27 protein-coding genes, 1 rRNA gene and 1 other annotated feature are annotated in these 24,632 nt (G+C 51.1%); of the genes, 27 read left to right on the top strand and 1 reads right to left on the bottom strand.

All coding sequences use genetic code 11. The features are described 5' to 3' along the window. From rrf to pssA, 9 genes are all read left to right on the top strand, one after another. Positions 1-87, top strand: a 5S ribosomal RNA gene (gene rrf, locus C162_RS34160); the annotation flags it as partial. Positions 88-521: 434 nt separating this feature from the next. Next, positions 522-1,694, top strand: a complete 1,173-nt coding sequence (locus C162_RS05720) for a GNAT family N-acetyltransferase (protein WP_036692310.1) — start codon at positions 522-524, stop codon at positions 1,692-1,694. Positions 1,695-2,054: 360 nt separating this feature from the next. Then, positions 2,055-2,516, top strand: a complete 462-nt coding sequence (locus tag C162_RS05725) for a CtsR family transcriptional regulator (protein ID WP_036692312.1) — start codon at positions 2,055-2,057, stop codon at positions 2,514-2,516. Positions 2,517-2,546: 30 nt separating this feature from the next. Further along, on the top strand, positions 2,547-3,071 hold the full coding sequence (locus C162_RS05730; RefSeq protein WP_036692314.1) for a UvrB/UvrC motif-containing protein: 525 nt from the start codon (positions 2,547-2,549) through the stop codon (positions 3,069-3,071). Positions 3,072-3,099: 28 nt separating this feature from the next. Then, positions 3,100-4,164: a protein arginine kinase gene (locus C162_RS05735; protein ID WP_036692315.1), complete on the top strand. Its 1,065-nt coding sequence runs from the start codon at positions 3,100-3,102 to the stop codon at positions 4,162-4,164. 36 nt (positions 4,165-4,200) lie between these two features. Beyond that, on the top strand, positions 4,201-6,669 hold the full coding sequence (gene clpC / locus C162_RS05740; protein WP_036692316.1) for an ATP-dependent protease ATP-binding subunit ClpC: 2,469 nt from the start codon (positions 4,201-4,203) through the stop codon (positions 6,667-6,669). Between the two features lie 207 nt (positions 6,670-6,876). Next, positions 6,877-8,244 (top strand): DNA repair protein RadA, encoded by a 1,368-nt coding sequence (radA, locus tag C162_RS05745; protein WP_036692317.1) that lies wholly within the window; start codon positions 6,877-6,879, stop codon positions 8,242-8,244. Between the two features lie 13 nt (positions 8,245-8,257). Continuing rightward, positions 8,258-9,334 (top strand): DNA integrity scanning diadenylate cyclase DisA, encoded by a 1,077-nt coding sequence (disA, locus tag C162_RS05750; protein WP_036692318.1) that lies wholly within the window; start codon positions 8,258-8,260, stop codon positions 9,332-9,334. Positions 9,335-9,398: 64 nt separating this feature from the next. Next, positions 9,399-10,136 carry a CDP-diacylglycerol--serine O-phosphatidyltransferase gene (pssA, locus tag C162_RS05755; protein WP_036692319.1) on the top strand — a complete coding sequence of 246 codons (738 nt, stop codon included), beginning with the start codon at positions 9,399-9,401 and terminating at the stop codon, positions 10,134-10,136. Between the two features lie 213 nt (positions 10,137-10,349). Here the strand turns inward: pssA and C162_RS05760 are convergent, their stop codons facing one another. Then, a complete protein-coding gene (locus C162_RS05760; protein WP_036692322.1) occupies positions 10,350-10,745 on the bottom strand; it encodes a hypothetical protein in 396 nt (131 codons plus the stop codon). Positions 10,746-10,955: 210 nt separating this feature from the next. Between C162_RS05760 and C162_RS05765 the strand changes: the two genes are divergently transcribed. The 18 genes from C162_RS05765 to C162_RS05850 all read left to right on the top strand — a co-directional run bounded on the left by C162_RS05765 (position 10,956) and on the right by C162_RS05850 (position 24,560). Then, entirely contained in the window at positions 10,956-12,044 is a 1,089-nt protein-coding gene (locus C162_RS05765; RefSeq protein ID WP_036692324.1) for a PIN/TRAM domain-containing protein, read from the top strand. Positions 12,045-12,143: 99 nt separating this feature from the next. Then, positions 12,144-12,842, top strand: coding sequence for a 2-C-methyl-D-erythritol 4-phosphate cytidylyltransferase (gene ispD, locus C162_RS05770; protein ID WP_036692328.1), 699 nt, complete (start codon positions 12,144-12,146; stop codon positions 12,840-12,842). Next, entirely contained in the window at positions 12,839-13,327 is a 489-nt protein-coding gene (gene ispF / locus C162_RS05775; RefSeq protein ID WP_036692332.1) for a 2-C-methyl-D-erythritol 2,4-cyclodiphosphate synthase, read from the top strand. The genes ispD and ispF overlap by 4 nt, the downstream gene beginning before the upstream one ends. A gap of 58 nt (positions 13,328-13,385) precedes the next feature. Next, positions 13,386-14,849 (top strand): glutamate--tRNA ligase, encoded by a 1,464-nt coding sequence (gene gltX, locus C162_RS05780; protein WP_036692333.1) that lies wholly within the window; start codon positions 13,386-13,388, stop codon positions 14,847-14,849. 512 nt (positions 14,850-15,361) lie between these two features. Beyond that, the gene (gene cysE, locus C162_RS05785) at positions 15,362-16,054 is read left to right on the top strand and encodes a serine O-acetyltransferase (RefSeq protein WP_036692335.1); all 693 of its coding nucleotides are present in this window, start codon (positions 15,362-15,364) and stop codon (positions 16,052-16,054) included. Positions 16,055-16,105: 51 nt separating this feature from the next. Continuing rightward, entirely contained in the window at positions 16,106-17,512 is a 1,407-nt protein-coding gene (gene cysS / locus C162_RS05790; RefSeq protein WP_036692338.1) for a cysteine--tRNA ligase, read from the top strand. Then, positions 17,509-17,946, top strand: coding sequence for a Mini-ribonuclease 3 (locus tag C162_RS05795; RefSeq protein WP_036692340.1), 438 nt, complete (start codon positions 17,509-17,511; stop codon positions 17,944-17,946). Before cysS ends, C162_RS05795 begins: the two co-directional genes overlap by 4 nt. A 24-nt stretch (positions 17,947-17,970) precedes the next feature. Then, positions 17,971-18,732: a 23S rRNA (guanosine(2251)-2'-O)-methyltransferase RlmB gene (gene rlmB / locus C162_RS05800; RefSeq protein ID WP_036692343.1), complete on the top strand. Its 762-nt coding sequence runs from the start codon at positions 17,971-17,973 to the stop codon at positions 18,730-18,732. 2 nt (positions 18,733-18,734) lie between these two features. Further along, positions 18,735-19,256, top strand: a complete 522-nt coding sequence (locus tag C162_RS05805; RefSeq protein WP_036692346.1) for an NYN domain-containing protein — start codon at positions 18,735-18,737, stop codon at positions 19,254-19,256. A gap of 160 nt (positions 19,257-19,416) precedes the next feature. Then, on the top strand, positions 19,417-20,061 hold the full coding sequence (sigH, locus tag C162_RS05810; RefSeq protein WP_036692348.1) for an RNA polymerase sporulation sigma factor SigH: 645 nt from the start codon (positions 19,417-19,419) through the stop codon (positions 20,059-20,061). Positions 20,062-20,423: 362 nt separating this feature from the next. Continuing rightward, the gene (rpmG, locus tag C162_RS35250) at positions 20,424-20,573 is read left to right on the top strand and encodes a 50S ribosomal protein L33 (protein WP_074086515.1); all 150 of its coding nucleotides are present in this window, start codon (positions 20,424-20,426) and stop codon (positions 20,571-20,573) included. Between the two features lie 21 nt (positions 20,574-20,594). Next, positions 20,595-20,786, top strand: coding sequence for a preprotein translocase subunit SecE (gene secE / locus C162_RS05820; RefSeq protein ID WP_036692354.1), 192 nt, complete (start codon positions 20,595-20,597; stop codon positions 20,784-20,786). 21 nt (positions 20,787-20,807) lie between these two features. Then, the gene (nusG, locus tag C162_RS05825; RefSeq protein ID WP_020427084.1) at positions 20,808-21,341 is read left to right on the top strand and encodes a transcription termination/antitermination protein NusG; all 534 of its coding nucleotides are present in this window, start codon (positions 20,808-20,810) and stop codon (positions 21,339-21,341) included. Between the two features lie 75 nt (positions 21,342-21,416). After that, positions 21,417-21,842 (top strand): 50S ribosomal protein L11, encoded by a 426-nt coding sequence (gene rplK / locus C162_RS05830; RefSeq protein WP_019908208.1) that lies wholly within the window; start codon positions 21,417-21,419, stop codon positions 21,840-21,842. An 80-nt stretch (positions 21,843-21,922) separates the two neighbouring features. Further along, positions 21,923-22,615 carry a 50S ribosomal protein L1 gene (rplA, locus tag C162_RS05835; protein WP_036692357.1) on the top strand — a complete coding sequence of 231 codons (693 nt, stop codon included), beginning with the start codon at positions 21,923-21,925 and terminating at the stop codon, positions 22,613-22,615. A gap of 68 nt (positions 22,616-22,683) precedes the next feature. After that, positions 22,684-22,836 (top strand) — a sequence feature (ribosomal protein L10 leader region). Between the two features lie 64 nt (positions 22,837-22,900). Beyond that, on the top strand, positions 22,901-23,404 hold the full coding sequence (gene rplJ / locus C162_RS05840; RefSeq protein ID WP_036692359.1) for a 50S ribosomal protein L10: 504 nt from the start codon (positions 22,901-22,903) through the stop codon (positions 23,402-23,404). A 63-nt stretch (positions 23,405-23,467) separates the two neighbouring features. Beyond that, entirely contained in the window at positions 23,468-23,827 is a 360-nt protein-coding gene (rplL, locus tag C162_RS05845) for a 50S ribosomal protein L7/L12 (RefSeq protein WP_036692360.1), read from the top strand. A gap of 136 nt (positions 23,828-23,963) precedes the next feature. Continuing rightward, the gene (locus tag C162_RS05850; RefSeq protein WP_036692362.1) at positions 23,964-24,560 is read left to right on the top strand and encodes a class I SAM-dependent methyltransferase; all 597 of its coding nucleotides are present in this window, start codon (positions 23,964-23,966) and stop codon (positions 24,558-24,560) included. Positions 24,561-24,632: the final 72 nt, after the last annotated feature.

A 24,632-nucleotide genomic window follows, 5' to 3' on the forward strand; every position in this document is an offset into this window, starting at 1 on the left:
GTACCCATCCCGAACACGACCGTTAAGCCCTCCAGCGCCGATGGTACTTGGACCGAAGGGTCCTGGGAGAGTAGGACGTTGCCAAGCGAATGAGCCATTGTTGAGCAATCGACAGTGGTTTTTTTGCGTGCAGGCAGGGCTGTGGAAAAGCTGTGGATAGATTTCAGTAAGTACAGAAAAGTTGCGCACATGTGGATACCTTTACAGGAACAGAATGATGCCCGGATTATGGGGACATCACGCATAATATTGTGGATGAGTCAAGCGAAAACATAAGTAATACACCGATTTTGTGGATAAAAAGTGAATATTGTGGATAGATAAAATGTAATCGTGGATAACTCTTTTAAGCCGGAAAGTAACTCTTTCCGGTTTTTTGCTTTGCTGTGCAAAAGCTGTGGATAACTATTATTTTTGCAGCTGATGGCTTGCCTTTATTAGCATCTGGCGGCTTGGCTTGTTATACTCTCTATTAAGCAAATATCTGGAGCTAATTTATGGAATGTAACGGGGGGAACAGAATGGAAATCAGGCAATTACGTGCCGGAGAATTTGAGGACAGCCTGAGCTTGTCCGAATATGCTTTTAAGTATAAGGTTTCTGCAGAAGATAGAGTACACGCCAAGGAGAATTTCAAACCGGAACAAACCTGGGCGATTTTTGAAGGGAACAGCATCGGTGCGAAGCTGACGCTTCTTCCGTTACAGGTATATATACAAGGCAAGCCCGTTTCTATGGGGGGCATCGCCGGTGTAGCTACTTGGCCGGAGAAGCGCCGGCAGGGGTATGTTGCCCATCTGCTGACCCATGCGCTCCAGACAATGAACGAAGCCGGTCAGACATTGTCCTTTTTGCATCCGTTCCTGATTCCCTTTTACCGTAAATTCGGCTGGGAGATCTATTGTGAATATAAGAAGTACACTCTTCCGGTAGGGAAGTTCCCGCATAAGACAGAGATTAAGGGCAGCGTGAAGCGCGATACCTCTGATCTTGCAGTATTCCGGCAGTTGTACGACCAATTCGCCATGAGGTATAACGGTACTCTCCAGCGCAGTGAGACCTGGTGGAAGGAAAGTGTGCTTGATGACGATACACATTCCTGTGTGTTTTATTCTGAGCAGGGTGACCCGGAAGGTTATGTGCTGTATAAGATAGTGCAGCAGGAGCTGGTCATAGATGAGTTCATCTATGGGAACGAGCTTGCCCGCCAGGGCTTGTGGACCTTCCTTGCCAATCATGATTCCATGATTACGGCTGCACAGCTGAAGCTGGTGCCTGCTGACGATATTCTGCCCTTTCTCCTTCCTGATCCGCGGATTGCGCAGGAGAATTATCCATACTTCATGGCGCGTATCGTCAATGCCAAGGCTTTTGTGGAGAACATGAGCTTCAATGTGCCGGAGGGTGAACGGGAGCGGGTGCTTTATATTGAAGATAAGCATGCGTCCTGGAACAACGGGTTGTGGCAGTGGACGGTGTCGGAGCAGGGGGAGGCGACGCTTACCCAAATTCAGGGCGAGCGGTCAGAGGCTGACCTGGAATGCAGTATCGGCACGCTTACTGTGCTGCTGATGGGGTATAAACGTCCGCTTCAGGCGGCAAAGTACGGACAATTATCCGGGACTGCTGAGGCGACAGCTTGGCTTGAAGCGCTGATTCCGCAGGCCGAGACGGCATTATTCGATTTTTTCTGACAGAGAAAAGCTCTTCCCCTTCCCTTGGAAGCGGAGGAGCTTTCCTATACATAACGCCTCAATTCATGGAACTAAGCAGGCAACCGGAATACAATACAGCCAAAAAGTAAAAAATAAGAGTAACCCCTTGGAATTCAGTGAGAATATGTTATAATATGAAAAAGTCAAAGAAAGTCAAAGTCAACGCAGGCCGGATATATCGTTCTCAGGAATGTAACATTTAGAGAAAAGCGCAGTGCAGAGGCTTTTGCAGCCGATTCTTATTGCATTGCCAGGGTTAAATTCTTAAGAGCATGTCTCTGACGGCAGGCGTTGGCGCAGCACAGATTTAACCAATGCTTACACACTGGAGGATGAGTGATGCGTAATATCTCCGATATTATTGAACAATATCTGAAGAATATTTTGCATGAAAGTCCCGAAGGTACGGTGGAAATTCAGCGCAATGATCTGGCGGACCAGTTCTCCTGTGTCCCGTCACAGATCAATTACGTCATCAGCACACGGTTCACATTGGAAAAGGGATATGTGGTGGAGAGCAAACGCGGAGGCGGCGGATATATCCGGATTCAGCGCTATGAGCTGCCACAGAATGTGGCCCTATACGCACATCTGAACTCCACGATAGGGAATGATATGGATCAGAATTCTGCCGAAGGGCTGATTTATCAGCTGGAGGAGGCCCGATTCCTCTCCAAACGTGAAGCGTGTCTAATGCGGTCTGCGGTTTCCCGGGAATGCCTGACGGTTAATCTGCCGTACCGGGATGAGATTCGTGCCAAGCTTATGAAGGCTATGCTAATCTCTTTATTGGGCAAATAATTTGTCAAATGGTAAGGAGGGACACCGCTCATGCTATGCCAGGAATGCGGCGTCAAACCGGCTACACTCCACTTCACGAAGATCGTGAACGGGGAGAAGACGGAATTTCATATTTGCGAAAGCTGTGCGCGGGAGAAGGGTGAACTGATTCCCGGAACTGCGGGAGGCTTCTCTATCCACAGCTTGCTTTCCGGTCTCCTGGACCTGGAGGGCTCGGGCAAGGGAAAATCAGCAGCAGCACAAAGTGTGCAAGGTCTGCATTGCGAAAACTGCGGTATGACCTATTCACAGTTCAGCAAGCTGGGACGGTTCGGCTGCAGCTCCTGCTATAAGTATTTCGACAGTACGCTTGACCCGCTCTTCAGACGGGTGCATGGCAGTACAGCACATGTCGGCAAGCTTCCCAAGCGGGCTGGAGCACAGATTATGTGCAAGCGCCAGATAGATGAGCTGAAGCAGGAATTACAGCAGAGTATTGTGCAGGAGGAGTTCGAAACCGCAGCTGAGCTGAGGGACAGAATCCGCAAGCTTGAAAAAGAAATTCCACAAGAGTAAAGTCTTTGATATATAGGGGGGATCAGGCATGTCAAGTCTCCGGTATACCGAACAAGCACTTAGTGAATGGATGCGCTGCGGCGGCAGTCATTCAGAGATTGTCATCAGCAGCCGTATGCGTATCGCCCGTAATCTGGAGCATCTTCCGTTCCCGCTACTTGCTTCGGCAGAGCAGTCGGAGGAGGTGCTGGAGCAGCTTGCCCCTGTATTTCAGGGCGATGCCTCTGCAGATTTCGGTAGCTTTGAACTGCTGAGACTGGATGAGCTGGGTGAGCTGGACAAAAAAGTGCTGGTGGAAAAGCACCTTATCAGTCCTAATCTGGCGGATGACTCCAAAGGCGGGGCAGTTATTCTTAATGAGGATGAGTCGGTCAGCATTATGATTAATGAGGAGGATCATCTCCGCATTCAATGCCTGTTCCCTGGGCTGCAGGTCAGAGAAGCATGGGTGAGGGCGACCGCCATCGATGATATTTTTGAGGCTGCTGTCAATTACGCCTTCGATGACCGCAGAGGATATTTAACAAGCTGTCCCACCAATGTGGGAACTGGGCTAAGAGCTTCGGTTATGGTCCATCTGCCGGCCTTGGTGATGACTCATCAGATCAACCGCATTTTATCTGCAGTCAATCAGGTGGGGCTTACCGTTAGAGGAATTTATGGTGAAGGCAGCGAAGCAGTAGGGAATATCTTTCAGATCTCGAACCAGATTACGCTGGGACAGACCGAAAGTGAGATTATTGAGAATCTTCACAGCGTAGTCACCCAGATTATAGAGCATGAGCGGAATGCGCGTGATCGCCTGCTGGCGGATTCCGCATTGCGGATTACTGACCGTATCAAGCGCTCCTACGGAATACTGGCCTATGCTGCTGTGATGGAACTGAAAGAATCGGCACAGCGGCTCTCCGATCTGCGGCTTGGTGTAGATCTGGGGATTCTGGAAGGGCCTTCGATTTCAGTGCTCAATGAGCTGAATGTCAAGACTCAGCCGGGCTTTCTGCAAAAGCTGTTCGGTGACGAGCTGTCGCCTACTGAACGCGATATGTACCGGGCAAAGCTGCTCCGGGAGACACTGGGATCACAACATTAATTATAGATATTTATTATCCGTGGAGGTGCAGGAGATATGATGTTTGGAAGATTTACGGAACGCGCACAAAAGGTGCTGGCGCTGGCGCAGGAAGAAGCCGTACGTTTGGGACACAACAACATTGGGACAGAGCATATTTTACTCGGACTGATTCGTGAAGGAGACGGCATTGCCGCTAAGGCATTGATCGGACTTGGTCTGGGTCTGGAGAAGATACAGGATGAAGTAGAAACGCTGATTGGCAGAGGTCAGGAACAACCGACCAACATCGCTTATACTCCTCGTGCCAAGAAGGTAATCGAGCTGTCTATGGACGAAGCCCGCAAGCTGGGTCATACGTATGTGGGAACAGAGCATATCCTGCTCGGTCTGATCCGCGAGGGAGAGGGCGTAGCAGCCCGTGTGCTGAACAATCTCGGCATTAGCCTGAACAAGGCCCGCCAGCAGGTATTGCAGCTCCTGGGGAGCAATGAAGCAACCTCCAGTCACAGCGGAGCTCCGGCTAACGTCAGCACGCCAACATTGGACGGCCTGGCCCGCGATCTGACAGCTTATGCCAAGGACGGTAACCTCGATCCTGTGATCGGCCGCAGCAAGGAAATTGAGCGTGTCATTCAAGTGCTGAGCCGCCGCACCAAGAATAATCCGGTATTGATCGGTGAGCCTGGGGTCGGTAAAACGGCGATTGCCGAAGGTCTGGCTCAAAAGATTATCAACAATGAAATTCCGGAGACGCTGCGCGACAAGCGTGTCATGACCCTCGATATGGGTTCTGTAGTGGCCGGTACGAAATATCGCGGTGAGTTCGAAGACCGCCTCAAAAAAATTATGGATGAGATTCGCCAAGCAGGCAATATCGTGCTCTTCATCGATGAATTGCATACGCTGATCGGAGCGGGTGGTGCAGAAGGCGCAATTGATGCTTCCAACATCCTGAAACCTGCCCTGGCCCGTGGTGAGCTGCAATGCATCGGTGCCACTACGCTTGATGAATATCGCAAATATATCGAGAAAGACGCTGCCCTGGAACGCCGCTTCCAGCCGATTACGGTGGATCAGCCTTCGCCTGCAGAAGCTGTTCAGATCCTCTTCGGCCTGCGTGACCGCTATGAAGCACATCACCGGGTGAAGATTACGGATGAAGCCATTGTGGAAGCTGTCAAGCTGTCGGACCGCTATATTCCAGACCGGTTCCTGCCGGACAAGGCCATTGACCTGATTGATGAAGCGGGCTCCAAGGTAAGACTGAATTCTTACACCATTCCGCCGAATCTGAAGGAACTCGAAATGCGTCTGGATGATATCCGCAAGGAGAAGGATTCCGCAGTTCAGAGCCAGGAGTTCGAGAAGGCTGCTGCACTGCGCGATACCGAGCAGAAGATTCGTGAAGAGCTGGATACTACGAAGAATCAGTGGAAAGAAAAGCAGGGCCGCACCGATTCCCAGGTTACACCTGAGGATATCGCACAGGTGGTTGCCAGCTGGACCGGCATTCCGGTCAGTAAGCTGAAGGAAGAAGAAACGGACCGTCTGCTGAATATGGAAGCTCTGCTGCATGAACGTGTAATCGGCCAGGATGAGGCCGTTAAGGCAGTCAGCCGGGCTCTACGCCGGGCGCGTGCGGGCCTGAAGGACCCGAAACGTCCGATGGGCTCCTTCATCTTCCTCGGACCTACCGGGGTTGGTAAGACAGAGCTGGCGCGTGCGCTTGCCGAAGCGATGTTCGGTGATGAGAATGCGGTCATCCGCATCGACATGTCGGAGTACATGGAGAAGCATTCCACCTCCCGTCTGGTCGGAGCGCCTCCAGGGTATGTTGGGTATGAAGAAGGCGGACAATTGACAGAGAAGGTGCGCCGCAAGCCTTATTCGGTTGTCCTGCTGGATGAGATCGAGAAGGCCCACCCTGAAGTGTTTAACATTCTGCTGCAGGTGCTGGAAGACGGCCGTCTGACCGATTCCAAAGGTCGCGTGGTCGATTTCCGCAATACCCTGATTATCCTGACCTCCAATGTCGGGGCACAGGCAATCAAGAAGAATTCGACGCTTGGATTCACGGCTGTTCAAGATGCAGGCGCCGATTATACCAATATGAAGGGCAAGGTTATGGAAGAGCTGAAGAAGAGCTTCCGGCCTGAGTTCCTGAACCGGATCGATGAGATCATCGTCTTCCACTCTCTGGAGGAGAAGCATATCGCAGAGATCGTTACATTGATGTCCGACGAATTGCGCAAGCGTCTGCGTGAGCATGATGTAGACTTCCTGCTTACCGACGGAGCCAAAGCGTTCCTGGCCAAAGAGGGTTATGATCCGGCCTTCGGTGCCCGTCCGCTCCGCCGGGCGATTCAGAAGCATATCGAAGACCGCCTCTCCGAAGAGCTGCTCAAAGGAAACATCAAGAAGGGCGATTCCCTGAACATTGATGAGGTGAACGGCGAACTGGTCGTAACCACCATTGAGGCGCCGGCCGAGGTCTCCCTGGAGAAAACAGTCGAAACTGAATAATTGTTCCAGAAAATGAAACAAAGCTCCCGCTCCTCCGTATAGAGGGGCGGGAGCTTTATTTGTTTCCGACCCTCAGGCATGCCTAAAAGAAGACGCAAATTAAAACTAGATCTTAAGTGTCCTTCCGTTCAGTGTGCAGAAATGGTAAACTTTGAATAAGAGTAAAATATCCGCAATTTTAGCAAGTTCGGACGGTAAGGAGTGCACATGGCTAAACCTAAAACAAAATTTTTCTGTACCGAATGCGGCTACGAATCACCAAAGTGGTTCGGGAAGTGCCCGGGGTGCCAGGAATGGAACTCGATGGTAGAGGAAACGGAAAGCGTCGTCAAAACACAAGGCATGAATGCACCTATTTTTCAGAGTAAAGAAAAGGCGCAATCGATCATAAATATAGAAAGTGACAAGGAGCCGCGTATTCTGACGGGCATCGGGGAGCTTAACCGCGTGCTTGGCGGCGGAATTGTACCCGGCTCGCTGGTGCTGGTTGGAGGCGACCCCGGAATCGGGAAATCGACACTGCTGCTGCAGACCTCGCATGCCTTGACTACACAAGGGCTGCGCGTGCTGTATATTTCGGGGGAAGAATCTGTGCGGCAGACCAAGCTGCGGGCCGACCGACTCGGAGCGCTCTCTGCGGAATTGTACGTTCTATGTGAGACGAACATGGAGAGCATTGAGGAAGCCATTGAGCAGATTCAGCCTCAATTTCTGGTCATTGACTCGATCCAGACTGTATTTATGCCGGAAGTAACCAGTGCGCCGGGCAGTGTAGCACAGGTGCGGGAATGTACGACAAGATTCATGCGGATTGCGAAGATCCGGGGAATCGCCACGGTGCTTGTAGGGCATGTAACCAAGGAAGGCGCTATTGCCGGCCCTCGTATGTTAGAGCATATGGTGGACTGTGTCCTTTATTTTGAAGGGGAACGCCATCATACGTACCGTCTGCTGCGTGCGGTGAAGAACCGCTTCGGCTCCACGAATGAGATCGGGATCTTTGAAATGGGTGAAATCGGGCTGACCGAGGTGGAGAACCCGTCGGAGCTGTTCCTGTCCGAGCGCCCGCTTGGAGTGGCCGGTTCTGCGGTGGTAGCCAGCATGGAGGGCACAAGACCTGTTCTTGTTGAACTGCAGGCGCTGGTAGCTTCGACACATTTCCCTTCGCCCCGCAGAATGTGCACAGGGATGGATCATCAACGGATGGCGCTGATCATTGCTGTACTGGAGAAGCGGATGGGCATGTTCCTGCAGAATCAGGACGCTTACCTCAACGTTGCGGGAGGGGTGAAGCTGGATGAGCCGGCGGTGGATTTGGCTGTCGCCATCAGCATTGCCTCCAGCTTCCGTGATTTTCCGACCAAGCCGTATGATGTGTTCTTCGGGGAGGTAGGGCTTACCGGTGAAGTGAGAGGGGTATCACGCGCAGAGATGCGGGTGAAAGAGGCGGCCAAGCTTGGCTTCCGGCGGGTCATTATGCCCGAGAAGAGTCTGAAGGGCTGGAAGCATCCGCAGGATATCCAGATTATAGGCGTCAGCACAGTAGCACAGGCACTAGCGGTTGCGTTAGATTAGGGGGCACAGGGACATGAAAGAATATAATCCATTAGATAATATGAATGATCTGCTTAGAATGGCTGCACCTGGAACACCCTTCCGGGAAGGACTGGAGAATGTGCTTCGCGCGAAGACCGGGGCACTGATTGTTGTCGGATATAGTCCGGAAGTCATGGAGGTTGTCGATGGCGGCTTCTCCATTAACTGCGATTTTTCACCAAACTATTTATACGAGCTGGCCAAAATGGACGGGGCGATTATTCTGAGCGAGGATCTGAAGCGGATTCTGTACGCCAATACGCAGCTGATCCCTGATTCCTCCATCTCTTCGATTGAGACAGGAATCCGGCACCGGACGGCTGAACGTGTAGCGAAGCAGACCGGCAAACTGGTCGTTTCCATTTCCCAGCGCCGGAATATTATTACGCTGTATCAGGGCTCCATCCGTTACGCGCTCAAGGAAATCGGTGCCATTCTGGCCAAGGCCAACCAGGCGATTCAGACTCTGGAGAAGTACAAAGCCGTTCTGACACAAGGGCTGACCAACCTGTCCGCTTCCGAATACGAGGGGATTGTGACGGTGGCCGAGGTTGTCGGTGTGATTCAGCGCGTAGAGATGGTGCTGAGAATCAAAATGGAAATTAAGCGATACATCAACGAGCTTGGCAATGAAGGCCGGCTGATCAGCATGCAGATGGAAGAATTGGTTGGAAATACTGAGGAAGAAGCATGGCTGCTGTACAGAGACTATGCCAGGGAAGAGCAGGAGGAGAAGATCCGTGAGATCATTGCCGGGCTGAAGCGCAGCAGCGATGATGAACTGATGGATGACAACCATATTGCCCGCCTGCTGGGCTATTCCTCAACAGCCATTTCCTCCGAAGAAGCTGTGACTCCGCGCGGTTACCGCCTGCTGAACAAGATCCCAAGGCTGCCGAATGTAATCATTCACAATTTGGTGGAACGCTTCGAAATGCTGCCTAACCTGATGACGGCAAGCATAGCTGAGCTTGATGAAGTAGATGGCATTGGCGAGGTCCGCGCACGCAATATTCAGGACGGGCTGAAGCGGCTCCAGAAACAAGTTCTTATTGACAGACAAATGTAAATACCATACAATCACGTAATGTTACAGTCCCATGCAGTGCAAGTAGGAAAATTGAGGTGAAGAAATGATACAAAAATCAATTCCAAGTCTTTTTACGATTGGTAATCTGATGCTTGGAATGTTTGGTATCATGATGGCGTTTGACGGCAAGCTGAGCATGGCCGCTATCATGGTGATTATCGCGATGCTGCTCGATGGGCTGGATGGCCGTATGGCCCGTGCGCTGAAATGTGAGAGTGAATTCGGCAAGGAGCTGGATTCTTTATCCGATGTAGTTTCGTTCGGAGTCGCACCGGCGCTGATTATGTATTTAACAAGTCTGCAGGAGCTGAATCCTGCAGTGGGATGGACAGTCACAGCGATTTTCCCTGTATTCGGAGCCTTACGTCTGGCCCGGTTCAATGTCCGCCCGGGGATTCCGGGATATTTCGTAGGATTGCCTATTCCTGCTGCGGGCGGGGTTCTGGCCACGCTTGCACTTTTCCATAAGGATGTATCTGCACCATTCATGATTGTGGCTACCCTGCTGCTGTCCTATCTGATGGTCAGCACAGTGAAGTATCCCAACTTCAAGAAGATCGGTTTTCCCAAAAAAGCGGTTATAGGCGCACCTGTAGTTATCGTGATCGCTGTAGCTGTTGCGGTGGTCTTCCCTGAACAGATTGCCAAGCTGATCTTTGGACTGCTGGCGCTGTATGCCTTGTATGGCTTCAGACAGAGCTTAGGACTATTTAAGGTTCGGCGGCAACGCCGCCGCAGAAGACGCGCGGAAGATAAGGTATATCATTCCAAGAACGGTTAGCCCTCCTTTTGAAGGACGGTACCGTTTCAGCGAGAAATATAAGGATAAGTTATTGCGTGAAACATATAAATTCTTATATTTGTACAAAAGGCATTGCCTTTCCTGATATCAGGAGAGTGCAATGCCTTTTTGCTGCTTGCGGGAAGGGAAGTATAAGGAATACGGTTCCCCCGGAGCTGGGGGAATGGATGAAGGAGAGCGCGGACGGTCTGCTCAGGACAAGTTGAACAACCCGAGTGTTGCGCATTTCTGCGATTCCTTGGCGACAACCTCGTCCATATTGATAGCAAGCAAATTGCAGAGTGCAGACATGTAGAACAACTCGCGGCCCAGCTCGGAGCCAATGACCTCCCGGCAGTTCTCACACAGCTCTCCTGCCAGATGAGTCCCTGCAAGCTCTTTGGCTTGCTCAAGGCCTAGAGTGGGCTCGAAGACCTGCTTGGTGGCGTGCAGCTGAATGCAGCCGCATTCGGTAATGGCTTTGACGACAGCCCGGTTGACGGAAGCACTGCTCTGTCCGTTCTTGGACATTACATCCAGAAGACTACGGTGACGGAGCAGCAGTTCGGAGACTTGATCCTGAAAGGCCTGTAAACTTGGTGCGCTCATTTTCCATTCACCCCTGGGTTCGAATTGAGTTCATTATATGCCAGGGTCTCCCTCATTTTCAACCAGAAATAGAGGTTTACGGCAAGAGAGCTGACCGGGAATTTCGGGCTTACAGAAAAAATAACGGCCCCCTGGATTATTGTCCTAAAAATTGGAACATACTGGTGAGGTATAGAGGATTGATGGATGAATAAAAGGAGGTGCGAGGTTATGTGGAAAAAGATGATTTTGATGCTTGCCGGGTTATGTGGAGCCTGGTCCGGTTATTCGCTATATCACGCGGCAGAAAGAGGGTTCCCGGTAGGCCTTGGGAAACTGGAGGATAGCTTGCCTATGGAAGGAAGCGTTTTGTGTGCGGTGCTGGGTGCCATTATTTTTCTGATTGCGGGGACTTTATGCGCGGATTGGGCAAGTTCAAAACTGCGGGAGGCGGTTGCGTATTGCTCGCGTATCCCGATGAATGAGCTTGCTGCAAGCGCAGCGGGGCTTACGGGAGGTCTGCTGCTGTCTCTGCTGCTGTATCCCGTTATGGCCTGGCTGGGCAAAGCAGGGGAGCTGCTGCAGGTAGCTGCTACGCTTGCCCTGGGTTATATGGGTCTGCGGATCGGACTGGAGAAGAAGGAGGAGCTCGCTTCGCTCTGGAATACCGGACGCTGGGCGCGCTCTGCGGAACCGGAGGAACGCGGAAATCAGGAGCATAAGATCCTCGATACCAGCGTGATTATTGACGGACGGATTGCTGACATCTGCAAAACGGGCTTCATCGAAGGTACCATTGTTATACCTGAGTTCGTACTGGAGGAGCTGCAGCATATTGCCGATTCATCCGATCTGCTGAAGCGTAACCGTGGACGCCGGGGGCTGGATATTCTGAATAAGATTCAGAAAGAGCTGGACGTCAAGGTGCTGATCTATGAAGGGGATTTCGAGGAGATCTCGGAAGTGGACAGCAAGCTGGTCAAGCTGGCGAAAGTGCTGCACGGCAAGGTCGTCACCAACGACTTCAACCTTAACAAGGTGTGCGAGCTGCAGGGAGTGTCAGTGCTGAATATTAATGACTTGGCGAATGCAGTGAAGCCGGTGGTTCTGCCGGGCGAAGAGATCATTGTACAGGTGATTAAGGACGGCAAAGAACATGGACAAGGCGTAGCCTATCTGGACGATGGCACGATGATTGTGGTGGAGGGCGGCCGGGATTATATCGGCACTACGATGGAGGTTCTGGTGACGAGCGTGCTGCAGACATCGGCAGGACGGATGATTTTTGCCAAACCGAAGCTTCTGGAAAAAGCACAATAAGTTCAGTCAAGGCTTCCGGCAGCACCTTTCGGGCTTGGAAATGCCAGCCAAACACGTTATGATGGGAGTATACGTGAAAGAAAGACAGGAGCCGAAAGCATGTCAAACAGTGTTGGCGTCGTTATCGTAGCGGCAGGCAGAGGAACCCGGATGAGGACGGCAGAGAGCAAGCAATATTTGCTGCTGCAGGGCAAGCCGATTATCGTGCATACCCTGGAGGTGTTCCAGCGGCATAAGCTGATCTCTGAGATTGTGCTTGTCACCGGGGAAGAGGATGTGCAGCGCTGTAAGCAATGGGTACAAGCCTTCAAGCTGGATAAGGTGGCTGCGGTCATTCCCGGGGGAACGGAGCGCCAGCATTCGGTTCGCCGCGGACTGGAGGAACTTAAGACTCATTGGGTCATGGTTCATGACGGGGTACGGCCATTCGTACAGGACAGCGAGATAGAGGCTTGCTACGAGCGGGCTCAGTCCGATGGAGCGTCGGTGCTTGCAGTACCGGTTAAGGATACGATTAAGCAGGTGGACAGTGAAGGCAAGGTGCTGTCAACGCCGGATCGGCGAAGTCTGTGGGTGATTCAGACCCCGCAGACTTTTCGTTTGTCCGATCTGCTGTCCGCCTATGAGGAGGCAGAGCGGGACGGTTTTCTCGGGACTGATGATTCCAGTCTGGCTGAACGCAGCGGCATTACCGTGTCAGTTGTAGAAGGAAGCTACATGAATATTAAGATCACGACGCCGGAAGACTTGGATTTCGCTGAATTCACAGTAAGAAGCAGGGGAGAGGAACACAGATGATTGCTGTAGGACAAGGATTTGACGTACACCAGCTGGTCGAGGGAAGACCGTGTATTATCGGCGGAGTGACGATTCCTTATGAGAAGGGGCTGCTGGGGCATTCGGATGCGGATGTGCTGCTGCATGCTGTAAGCGACGCTATACTGGGAGCGCTGGGACTGGGGGATATCGGCAGACATTTTCCGGATACGGACCCGGCGTTTAAGGATGCAGACAGCCTGAAGCTGCTGGAGCAGGTATGGGCACTTGCGCGTGAGCGCGGATACCGGCTGGGGAATATCGATTCAACCATCATTGCACAAAAACCGAAGATGGCGCCATATATTCCGCAGATGACGGAGATTATTGCCCGCACGTTGAACGCTGACGTATCGAAGGTGAATGTAAAAGCAACAACGACTGAGCAACTGGGCTTCGCGGGGCGCGGAGAGGGAATTGCCGCCCAATCTATTGTCTGTCTGCTGCAAGATGTGATATCATCGTGAGATGGCTTTAGCGTAAGTAAAGACCTAATTTTAACCAATATGAAGCGGAGGGAAACCCATGGCGGATCAAGTTCGGGTGCGTTACGCACCGAGCCCTACGGGACATTTACATATCGGAAATGCCAGAACAGCCTTGTTTAACTATCTGTTCGCCCGCAATCTGGGCGGCAAATTCATTATCCGGATTGAAGATACGGATCTCAAGCGCAACATTGCAGAAGGTGAAGAGAGCCAGCTGAAGTATTTGAAGTGGCTGGGAATTGACTGGGATGAAAGTGTGGATGTAGGGGGCGAATACGGGCCTTACCGCCAGACTGAGCGTCTGGATCTGTACCGTGTTTACTGGCAGGATATGCTGGACCGCGGCCTGGCTTACCGCTGCTATTGCACGGAGGAAGAGCTGGAGGCCGAACGCGAGGAGCAGACGGCACGCGGCGAAACCCCGCGTTATTCCGGCAAACACCGTAATCTGACCGAGGAGCAGCGCCTGGCCTTTGAGGCGGAGGGACGCGTGGCCAGCATCCGGTTCCTTGTTCCGGAAGACCGTACTTATACCTTCAATGATATCGTAAAAGGCAGCATTTCGTTCAATAGCAAAGAAATGGGCGACTTCGTCATCGTGAAGAAGGACGGTATTCCGACCTATAACTTCGCCGTAGCGGTAGACGACCATCTGATGGCTATCTCTCATGTGCTGCGCGGAGAGGATCATATCTCCAATACCCCGCGCCAGCTCATGATTTATGAGGCACTGGGCTGGGAAGCTCCGCTCTTTGGCCATATGACGCTGATTGTCGGCGATGATCATAAGAAGCTGAGCAAACGAAATGAATCGATCATTCAGTTTATTGAACAGTACGACCAGCTGGGCTACCTGCCGGAAGCCCTGTTCAACTTCATCACCCTGCTGGGCTGGTCGCCTGAGGGGGAAGAGGAAATCTTCACCAAGGAAGAGCTGATTTCGATCTTTACGGCGGACCGCCTGTCGAAGAGTCCGGCAGTGTTCGATACGAACAAGCTGGCGCATCTGAACAATCACTATATCAAGCATGCCGATCCTAAGCGGATTGCTGCACTTGCCATTCCTCATTTGCAGAAGGCAGGCCGTCTGCCTGAGGTACTCAGTCAGGAGCAGCAGAGCTGGGCGGAAAGCCTGGTTGCGCTGTACCAGGAACAAATGACCGCCGCGTCCGATATTGTCGCTCTCTCCGAGCTGTTCTTCCGCAGCCACCTGGAGCTGGAGACTGAAGCGGCTGGGGTGCTTGCCGAAGCCCAGGTTCCTGAAGTGCTGTCCGCATTTCTGGCTAAAGTGGAGGCTGCTGAAGATTTCAGCGCCCCGCATATGGCTGTTCTGATCAAGGAAGTGCAGAAGGAGACCGGGCACAAAGGCAAAGCGCTGTTTATGCCGATTCGTGTCGCTCTTACTGGACAGATGCATGGCCGGGACTTGAATGCAACGATTGCGCTGCTCGGCCGCAGCCGGGTGATCGAACGTCTGAAATCACAAATCAAAGGCGCTTAGGGCAGGACATACAAGGGGAGAAGACCCTTGTCAGTTTTGCGGCTTTTCGCTAAGATAGAAGAATATAAGAATAGCTGGGATCAGGAAAAGTAGGCGTATACAGACAATTACCAGAGAGAATAACCGCTTAAGGGCGAACGTCCTTGCAGGCTGGGAGTTATTCATTTGTCTGCCGCTGAAGATGCACCTGTGAGCTGCATGGTTGAACGTCCTTGTGCGGGGCTGTAGACTGTGCCGGGTTGTCGCCGTTACAGACACCAAGAGGAACACCGGATACGGGGCTGCAAGTTTACAGCTCTGACATATACCAATGTTCAAGCAGAGTGGGACCGCGGTTAAACGTCTCTGCAGCTATGATGCTGCAGGGGCGTTTTTTGTTGAAATATAAGAATGTGTAGGTTTCACGCTATCCATTATCCTTCTATTTCTCGCTGAAACGGTACCGTCCATCCAAAGGACGGCAAAGCCGTTTCTGCTTGAAATATAGCATCTCAAAGAAGAGGGGAACCGCGATGTTTAAGCATATCAAGTCGGATATTCGGGCAGTATTCGACAATGATCCCGCCGCCCGCAGCAGGTTCGAGGTAGTCTTCACCTACGCCGGGCTTCACGCGATCTGGGCACACCGGACGGCCCACTCTTTTTACAAACGCCGCTGGTTTACCTTGGCACGCATGGTTTCGCAGATCAGCCGGTTCATGACCGGAGTAGAGATTCATCCGGGAGCGGTCATCGGCAGCCGGTTGTTTATTGACCACGGAATGGGTATTGTCATTGGTGAGACCTGCGAGATTGGCGATGATGTCATTATCTATCAGGGCGTTACACTTGGGGGAACCGGCAAAGAGAAGGGCAAACGTCACCCTACCGTCGGCAACAATGTAGTTATCGGCTCTGGTGCCAAAGTACTGGGTTCCTTCCGAATCGGCGATAATTCTAATATCGGCTCTAACGCAGTCGTGCTGCGTGAAGTGCCTAACAACAGTACGGTAGTCGGCAATCCCGGGCGTGTGGTCAAGCGTAACGGGGAACGTGTATCCGACCGGCTGGATCATACCAAGATGCCAGACCCGCTGATTGATTCCCTCAAGTTCCTGCAGAAGGAGATCGAGGAGCTAAGAGAACAGATGGGTGCTGAAGATAAGCAGAAGAAGGAACAGCGGCGGCTCGAAAGCCAGCAATATATCGGCGATTACGAAATTTAAGAGCACCGGCATTTCACGAATCCGGGGACAATAGAAAGGGTTGGGACAAGAATGGCTTTGCATATTTACAACACAATGACGCGCACAAAGGAAGAATTTGTACCGCAGGAGACGGATAAGGTGAAGATGTATGTCTGCGGACCCACGGTCTACGGCTATATGCATATCGGGAATGCAAGACCGGTCATTGTTTTTGACATGGTGCGCAACTACCTGGAGGCGCTTGGGAATGAGGTCCGCTATCTGACAAATTTCACCGATGTGGATGATAAAATGATCCGCAAGGCGGAGGAGCTGAACATCACCGTAGCCGAGGTAGCCGAAATGTTCATCGCCGCCTACCAGGAGGATCTGGCCGGGCTTGGCGTGAAGCCGGCGACGATGAATCCGCGCGTTACGGAGAGCATGGACACGATTATCGAGTTCATTAAGGAGCTTGAAGACAAAGGCTACGCGTATGAGAACGGTGGCGATGTATATTATCGTACCGGCAAATTTGCCAATTATGGCAAGCTGTCCCGCCAGAATCTGGAAGAGCTGCGCTTCGGTATCCGTGTCGAGGTGGATTCGCGCAAGGAGAACCAGGAGGATTTCGTACTCTGGAAGGCAGCCAAGCCGGGCGAAGTGCACTGGTCCAGTCCATGGGGAGAAGGCCGTCCCGGCTGGCATATTGAGTGTTCGGCGATGGTGCGCGAATATTTAGGTACGACGATTGACATTCACGGCGGCGGTGAGGATTTGAAATTCCCGCATCATGAATGCGAATGTGCCCAGACCGAAGCGCTGACGGGGGAGCCGCTGTCGAATTACTGGATGCATAATGCTTTTCTGAATATCGGCGACGAGAAAATGTCAAAGTCGCTGGGAAATGGACTCCTTGTGAAGGATATCCGTGCCCGCTTTAAGCAGGGGGCTATACGTTACTTCATGCTTTCCAGCCATTACCGCAATCCGCTGAACTTCACCGAGGAAGCACTGCTGTCTGCTGAGAAAAGCGTAGAGCGGATCGCTCTGGCCGAAGGCAATGTGAAGCATCGCCTTGAATTGGCGGCGCAGGGGGCAGAAGGTGAGGCAAGTCCGCAGGTTACGGAGCGTCTGGCCGCTACCCTTAGCAACTTCCATGCCCGGATGCAGGATGATTTCAATACACCGGATGCCATTACTGCGGTATTTGACTGGGTGAGCCTGGCGAACCTTACGCTTGCTGATCATGAGGCGAATCCGGCTGACTTCGCCGCATTACTGAAGGCTTTTGCCGAGATGAACGCTGTACTACGCCTCACGGTAGAGGCTGAGGAAGAAGTGGCGAGCGAAGAGGTAGAACGCCTGATTGCGGAGCGTGCGGAAGCGCGCAAGAACAAGAACTGGAGCCGGTCGGATGAAATCCGCGATGAGCTGAATGCGCTGGGGATTCTGCTGGAAGATACTCCACAGGGAATGCGGTGGCGGCGTAAATGAACGGGCTGTTTGATCTGAACCGTGCCTGGTTCCCGTATGAACCCTCCAAGCCGGCCCACCTGCTGCCGCCTATTGTCCTTGCGTATGCAGGGGATGCTATTTACGAAGTTGCAGTCCGGCAGTATCTGATCTCGCTGCCCAATCTGCGGCCCCAGCATCTGCACCGGTCAGCGACCGGGCTGGTCTCCGCCAGAGCGCAGAGCACCATTCTTGCTTATCTGGATCCGGTGCTCACCGAGGAAGAGAAGGATGTGGTCAGACGGGGACGCAACGCCAAATCCGGGAGCATTCCCAAAAATGCGGATGTACTGGAATACCGCCACGCCACTGCTTTTGAATGCATGATCGGCTATTTATATTACACAGGACAACAGGCGAGAATCCAGGAGCTTGTTCACAGCAGTATCGAATATATGATGCACCGCCCCAAGTGAGTATACAGAACAGGAGATAAGAATATGGAAGAATTGAGAACTGAAGAGGAAATACTGGCAGGCAAGCATTCGGTGCTTGAAGCCCTTAGAGCGGGACGGACAATCAATAAAATATGGATCGCCGAAACTGCGCAAAAGCACCTGACCGCACCTATCGTTGCGGAAGCGCGCAAAGCAGGTATTGTCATTCAGCATGTGGACAAGCGCAAGCTGGATCAGCTCGCACCGGGCGTCCAGCATCAGGGAGTGGTGGCGCAGGCGGCGCCTTTTGCCTACACGGAGGTTGCTGATATTCTGGCAATTGCTGAAGCCAAGGGAGAACCGCCGTTTCTGCTCCTGCTGGACGAAATCGAAGATCCGCATAACCTCGGGTCTATCCTGCGTACGGCTGACTGCACAGGTGTGCACGGAGTCATTGTGCCGAAGCGCCGCTCCGCGCAGATTACTGCCACTGTATCCAAGACCTCGGCTGGTGCAGTCGAATATGTGCCCGTGGCCCGCGTAACGAATCTTGGACAGACCATTGACCGGCTGAAGGAGCTGGGAGTCTGGGTAGTCGGTACGGATGTGGATACCGATCAGAATTTGTTCGGATCGGATATTTTCACCGGACCGGTAGCCGTGGTGATCGGCAATGAGAATAAAGGGATGGGCCGCCTGATCCGTGAGAAATGCGATGTGCTGCTTAAGCTGCCGATGGCGGGGAAAATCAACTCTCTGAATGCTTCGGTGGCAGCGGGTGTAATCATGTACGAGGTAATCCGCCGCCGCCAAGAACAGGGATAACTATGGCAGACTGGCGCGATATCCTGCTCGTGGACGGATACAACATGATCGGCGGCTGGCCAGAGCTTGCGGCATTGTCGCAGACCGGTATGCAGGGGGCACGCGACCGGCTGCTCGATATGCTGGCCGATTATCAGGCATTCTCCGGGCTGCGCGTCATTGCTGTATTCGATGCTTACCGTGTGCCGGGACTGGGCAGATCGTTTGAACAAGGGAAGATCCAGGTCTTCTTCACCAAGGAGAAGGAAACAGCAGATGAATGCATCGAACGGCTGGTGGGGGAATTCACGCACCGCCGCAGACAAATCTCGGTAGCCACTAGCGATTTTGTGGAGCAGCATGTCGTTTTTGCCCAGGGGGCACTCCGGATTTCGGCTAGGGAACTGAGGCTTGAGATTGAGGAGAACCAGAAGCAGGTGAAGAAGGCCATCGAGCCGGGAAGCGTAAGCGGGACCCGTCACTCGCTGGAAGACAAGCTGCCACCAGAGACGCGTAAGCGGCTGGAGGACTGGCGCAGACAGTAGGACAGGAATAGCAGTTGCCCTTACAAGAAAATGACATAATATGTTATTGAAGATTGTTTTTGGACAAATCCGGTTGACGGTGTAAGGTAACATAATATATACTGTTCCTATATTTCGAGAAGTAACGATGTGTCTTGCGTTGCAGCCGGGGGGATTCTTGGTGAGTGTCGACCTCAAGGAATTAATGCTGTCCGAGTATGATTTCATAAGTGATGAAGAAATTGTCGAGATCTTCCGTGGTGGCGACAGTGGCGCATTGGAGCATTTAATTAACAAGTATCGTAATTTTGTGCGTGCCAAGGCTCGTTCCTATTTTTTGATCGGGGCAGATCGTGAAGATATTGTACAGGAAGGCATGATTGGCTTATACAAGGCCATCCGTGACTTCAAGGGTGACAAGCTGTCATCGTTCAAGGCCTTTGCCGAGCTGTGCATTACCCGTCAGATTATAACCGCCATTAAGACCGCTACCCGCCAGAAGCATATTCCGCTTAATTCATATGTCTCGTTAGACAAGCCCATCTATGATGAGGACTCCGACCGGACATTGATGGATGTGATATGCGGAAGTCAGGTGCTGGACCCGGAAGAGTTGATTATCAACCAGGAGGAGTTCATCGGACTGGAAGATAAGATGGCTGAGATTCTGAGTGATTTGGAACGCAAGGTTCTGATGCTCTATCTGGACGGACGGTCCTATCAGGAGATTGCCGAGGATTTGAAGCGGCATGTGAAGTCCATTGACAATGCTTTGCAGCGAGTGAAACGTAAATTGGAAAGATATCTGGAAGTGCGTGACAATTAATGATATAATGACTAGGAAGGCTCGGGACTCGAGTCTTTTTTTAGTGTCCGCTAGATTTGGATACAGCGAATTTACGACGGGTGAAGCGTTGGAGGATGGCAGGTTTATACACAAGCGAATTGCAGCATAATGATTATGGAAGACAGCTAGCGGTACAGGAAGAAGCAGGATCAAAGATGACTTATGGCATAAGGCTACAGCACCCGGAATTACCCAGTGCGATGGGGGAAACTTTCGTTGACACAGACATTGATATTATGCTAAAGTGTTTTAGGTAGGCCTAAATTCGCGGCTTTTTTTTGAATCAATATCTACGTCTTCTAATTTGATGATTAGAAGTACGTCTTCGGGAGGTGCACATCATGCGGGTAATTATCACTTTGGCTTGTACAAGTTGCAAACAAAGAAACTATGCAACAACCAAAAACAAGCGAAATCACCCCGACCGCTTGGAGATGAAGAAATTTTGCAAGTTCTGTAACGAGCAAACTCCTCATCGCGAAACCAGATAGTCTTTTGGAGGTGTAGTCGGCGTGAAACGTAGTTTCAAGTCTTTGTTTTCCTTTTTCACTGAGAGCTGGAGTGAACTCAAAAAGGTTCGCTGGCCTAGCCGTAAAGAACTGAAAAACTATACATTGATCGTTCTCGGTACAATTGTAGTTATTTCTCTTTACTTCTGGGTTCTGGACATCGGTATTTCCGCTGTGATTGAAGCGATTATTTAGAGAGGTCCCAGGTGGCTTGATATGGAAAAAAGATGGTACGTTGTTCATACCTATTCCGGGTATGAGAATAAGGTCAAGGCCAATTTGGAAAAACGCGTTGAGTCCATGGGCATGGAAGACAAAATATTCCGCGTTCTTGTTCCTATGGAAGAAGAGCTGGTGAACAAGGATGGCAAGAAAAAAACTGTCATGCGCAAAGTTTACCCTGGTTACGTTTTGGTCGAAATGGTTCAGACTGATGATTCATGGTATGTTGTCCGCAATACGCCGGGCGTTACCGGATTTGTCGGTTCAACTGGTTCGGGCTCTAAGCCTACCGCTCTGCTACCCGAAGAGGTTGAACAGATTCTGAAGCATATGGGCATGGTTGAACCTAAAGCGAAGATTGATTTCGAAATTAAGGAATCCGTACGTATTATGGTTGGTCCATTTGCGAATTTTGTGGGCTCCGTGGAAGAGATTTTGGCAGACAAAAGCAAGATCAAGGTGCATGTCAACATGTTTGGACGGGAAACCCCGCTGGAGTTGGATTTCACTCAAGTGGAGAAGATATAACAAGCACAAGGGTTTCTTGTGGGAGAATGCTGTTTAGCATTCGAATACCACTATTTACGCAAGGAGGTGTCACTCATGGCTAAAAAAGTTATTAAAATGGTGAAACTGCAGATTCCTGCAGGGAAAGCGAATCCAGCGCCTCCAGTAGGTCCGGCGTTAGGTCAAGCGGGTGTCAACATCATGGCATTCTGTAAGGAATTCAACGCTCGTACTGCCGACCAGGCTGGTCTGATTATCCCGGTTGAAATTACAGTATTTGAAGACCGTTCGTTTACCTTCATCACCAAAACTCCTCCGGCTGCTGTTCTGCTTCGCATCGCTGCAAAAGTAGAAAAAGGCTCCGGCGAACCAAACAAGAAAAAAGTAGCGAAGCTGGGCCGCGCAGCGGTTCGTGAAATCGCTGAAACCAAAATGCCCGATCTGAACGCTGCATCTGTTGAAGCTGCAATGCGTATGGTTGAAGGTACTGCCCGCAGTATGGGAATCACAATCGAAGACTAATATGTATTCGATGAACCGGTCGTTCATGACCGCAATATGTGGGAGGAATTTCCGCTAACACCACAAAGGAGGAACATTTCATGGCTAAACATGGTAAGAAGTACCAAGAATCCGCTAAGCTGATTAACAGCGAAGCGACTTACGAGCCTTCAGAAGCTGTAGAGCTTGTGAAAAAGGCGGCAACTGCCAAATTTGACGAAACCGTTGAAGCAGCAGTTCGTCTGGGTGTAGACCCGCGTAAACAAGACCAGGCAGTTCGTGGTGTTGTTGTCCTGCCTCACGGCACAGGTAAAACACAACGCGTGCTTGTATTTGCAAAAGGTGAAAAAGCTAAGGAAGCGGAAGCTGCTGGCGCTGATTTTGTTGGTGATGCTGATATGATCAACAAGATTCAACAGGGCTGGTTCGAATTCGACGTCTGCGTAGCTACACCTGACATGATGAGTGAAGTCGGTAAACTGGGTCGTCTGCTTGGTGGTAAAGGTCTAATGCCTAACCCTAAAGCAGGTACAGTTACTTTCGACGTTACCAAGGCTGTTCAAGAAATTAAAGCCGGTAAGATCGAATACCGTCTTGACAAAGCGGGCCAAATTCACGCGCCAATCGGCAAAGTGTCTTTCAACGCTGAACAATTGAACGAGAACCTTAAAGCTCTTATGGACGCTTTGAACCGTGCGAAACCGGCTGCTGCCAAAGGTGTATACCTTAAAGGCATCGCTATTTCGTCCACAATGGGACCTAGCGCTCGTGTGAACGCAGCTGCTTTCAGATAATTAAAGGTTGACTCCTAGAGTAATCTTTGATAGTCTATAACAGTTGTGAACATTAAGGTGATCAATCTTAAATGTGAATATGCTTACCGTAGACAGTAGGTGCCGTAGGGCTTAATTTCCTACCGAGGTGTTGTGATAGAAACAAAAAGTGCCAGGCTCGCCTGACTAACTTCCGTTTTATCAAGCCTTCGTGAATCTGCGGAGGCTTTTCTAATGCCTGCGTAGGAACGGCGCGGTTTCTCCGGAAGGATCGCCGTCACATAAATTTTCAGGAGGTGTATACAATTGGCAAATGCAAAAGTAATCCAAGCAAAACAGGATGCGGTTGATGTTGTTGCTAGCAAACTGCAGAACAGTGTCTCCACTGTTGTTGCAGACTACCGCGGATTGAACGTATCGCAAGTGACTGAACTGCGTAAGCAGCTTCGTGAAGCTGGCGTTGAGTTTCAAGTCCTGAAGAACACATTGCTTCGCCGTGCAACTGCGGCAGCTGAGCTGACTGATCTGGACGCTGTCCTGACTGGTCCTACAGCGATCGCATTCTGCGAGACTGATGCGGTAATAGCAGCTAAGATTCTAAATGACTTCGCTAAGAAGAACGACGCTTTGAAACTGAAAGGCGGCGTTGTAGAAGGTAAAGTTATCGATGCGGACCAACTGAAAGCACTGGCTGAACTGCCATCCCGCGATGGTTTGCTCTCCATGCTGCTTAGCGTGCTTCAAGCTCCAATGCGCAACTTCGCGCTTGCAGTTAAAGCTGTTGCTGAGAAAGAAGAACAAAGCGCGTAAGCCTTTGCTTCTAGCTTCATAATCAAGACCACAAACCAATTCAAATATAATGGAGGTTCAATCATGAGCAAAGAAACAATCTTAGAAGAAATTAAAGGCATGAGCGTACTGGAACTGAACGACCTGGTAAAAGCAATCGAAGAAGAATTTGGCGTAACTGCAGCAGCTCCAGTAGCTGCTGGCGGCGCTGTAGCTGCTGTTGAAGCAGAACAGTCCGAATTCGACGTAATTTTGACAAGCGCTGGCGCTTCCAAAATCAACGTTATCAAAATCGTTCGCGAAATCACAGGTCTTGGCTTGAAAGAAGCTAAAGAAGTTGTAGACAACGCTCCAAAAGCAATCAAAGAAAAAGTAAGCAAAGAAGAAGCCGAAGCTACCAAAGCGAAATTGGAAGAAGCAGGCGCAGTTGTAGAAGTAAAATAAGTTGATTCAATAGGTACTGCCCCGGAGCAGAAGTGATTCTCTCCGGTTCCTGCAACCCCCTTGAACTTGTTCAAGGGGGTTGCTCTATAAGGGAGCCTTGCAGGGATATGTAGTTCAACGTGAAAGGGAGGATGGTATGTCGCAGCATTATTACTCGCAGCAGCCTGAAGCGCGTCATGACAGACGCAGCATCGATACGGAGCTGAGAGGCAAAGGCCTCCGCTTTACCAGCGACGCCGGTGTTTTTTCTAAAGGAGATATTGATCATGGCAGTCGTGTTCTGATTGAGGCGATGGAGATTCCGGAAGGTGCGAAGGTACTGGACGTGGGCTGTGGTTACGGGCCTATAGGGATTAGTGCGGCGCATCTCGCTTCCAAGGGACATGTGACGATGATTGATATCAACAGCCGTGCGGTAGAGCTCGCCCGCGAGAATGCGCAGCATAATGGAATCCGCAATGTTACGGTGATGGAAAGTGATGTGCTATCGGCAGTGCAGGGGCAGACTTTCGATGTGATTCTAACCAACCCGCCGATTCGCGCCGGCAAGGCCGTAGTGCATGCGATTTTTGAACAGGCGTATGATCATTTGAATGAGGGCGGTTGTCTGTGGGTTGTCATTCAGAAGAAGCAGGGTGCGCCGTCGGCGGTTGCCAAGCTGGAGAGTATGTTCCCGGTAGTAGAAGAAGTAGGGAAAGACAAGGGCTATAGAATCTTAAAAGCTCAGAAATAAATAATAATACTCATTGACATGCGATGTCCGTAGTGGTATTATTATAAAATGTCAGTATTAAGCTAGGCTCCA

The organism is Paenibacillus sp. FSL R7-269 (genome assembly GCF_000517865.1).
In the GTDB taxonomy this organism is placed as follows: domain Bacteria; phylum Bacillota; class Bacilli; order Paenibacillales; family Paenibacillaceae; genus Paenibacillus_AQ.

Excerpts from the sequence above, each read along its gene's own strand:
- C162_RS05765 (WP_036692324.1), top strand. The coding sequence starts at position 10,956 with ATGTGGAAAAAGATGATTTTGATGCTTGCCGGGTTATGTGGAGCCTGG.
- C162_RS05805 (WP_036692346.1), top strand. The coding sequence starts at position 18,735 with ATGGCAGACTGGCGCGATATCCTGCTCGTGGACGGATACAACATGATC.
- pssA (WP_036692319.1), top strand. The coding sequence starts at position 9,399 with ATGATACAAAAATCAATTCCAAGTCTTTTTACGATTGGTAATCTGATG.
- C162_RS05730 (WP_036692314.1), top strand. The coding sequence starts at position 2,547 with ATGCTATGCCAGGAATGCGGCGTCAAACCGGCTACACTCCACTTCACG.
- C162_RS05760 (WP_036692322.1), bottom strand. The coding sequence starts at position 10,745 with ATGAGCGCACCAAGTTTACAGGCCTTTCAGGATCAAGTCTCCGAACTG.
- rplK (WP_019908208.1), top strand. The coding sequence starts at position 21,417 with ATGGCTAAAAAAGTTATTAAAATGGTGAAACTGCAGATTCCTGCAGGG.
- gltX (WP_036692333.1), top strand. The coding sequence starts at position 13,386 with ATGGCGGATCAAGTTCGGGTGCGTTACGCACCGAGCCCTACGGGACAT.
- radA (WP_036692317.1), top strand. The coding sequence starts at position 6,877 with ATGGCTAAACCTAAAACAAAATTTTTCTGTACCGAATGCGGCTACGAA.
- cysS (WP_036692338.1), top strand. The coding sequence starts at position 16,106 with ATGGCTTTGCATATTTACAACACAATGACGCGCACAAAGGAAGAATTT.
- rplA (WP_036692357.1), top strand. The coding sequence starts at position 21,923 with ATGGCTAAACATGGTAAGAAGTACCAAGAATCCGCTAAGCTGATTAAC.
- C162_RS05735 (WP_036692315.1), top strand. The coding sequence starts at position 3,100 with ATGTCAAGTCTCCGGTATACCGAACAAGCACTTAGTGAATGGATGCGC.
- C162_RS05795 (WP_036692340.1), top strand. The coding sequence starts at position 17,509 with ATGAACGGGCTGTTTGATCTGAACCGTGCCTGGTTCCCGTATGAACCC.
- cysE (WP_036692335.1), top strand. The coding sequence starts at position 15,362 with ATGTTTAAGCATATCAAGTCGGATATTCGGGCAGTATTCGACAATGAT.
- C162_RS05725 (WP_036692312.1), top strand. The coding sequence starts at position 2,055 with ATGCGTAATATCTCCGATATTATTGAACAATATCTGAAGAATATTTTG.
- C162_RS05850 (WP_036692362.1), top strand. The coding sequence starts at position 23,964 with ATGTCGCAGCATTATTACTCGCAGCAGCCTGAAGCGCGTCATGACAGA.
- C162_RS05720 (WP_036692310.1), top strand. The coding sequence starts at position 522 with ATGGAAATCAGGCAATTACGTGCCGGAGAATTTGAGGACAGCCTGAGC.
- nusG (WP_020427084.1), top strand. The coding sequence starts at position 20,808 with ATGGAAAAAAGATGGTACGTTGTTCATACCTATTCCGGGTATGAGAAT.
- rplL (WP_036692360.1), top strand. The coding sequence starts at position 23,468 with ATGAGCAAAGAAACAATCTTAGAAGAAATTAAAGGCATGAGCGTACTG.
- disA (WP_036692318.1), top strand. The coding sequence starts at position 8,258 with ATGAAAGAATATAATCCATTAGATAATATGAATGATCTGCTTAGAATG.
- rpmG (WP_074086515.1), top strand. The coding sequence starts at position 20,424 with ATGCGGGTAATTATCACTTTGGCTTGTACAAGTTGCAAACAAAGAAAC.
- rlmB (WP_036692343.1), top strand. The coding sequence starts at position 17,971 with ATGGAAGAATTGAGAACTGAAGAGGAAATACTGGCAGGCAAGCATTCG.
- ispF (WP_036692332.1), top strand. The coding sequence starts at position 12,839 with ATGATTGCTGTAGGACAAGGATTTGACGTACACCAGCTGGTCGAGGGA.
- clpC (WP_036692316.1), top strand. The coding sequence starts at position 4,201 with ATGATGTTTGGAAGATTTACGGAACGCGCACAAAAGGTGCTGGCGCTG.
- ispD (WP_036692328.1), top strand. The coding sequence starts at position 12,144 with ATGTCAAACAGTGTTGGCGTCGTTATCGTAGCGGCAGGCAGAGGAACC.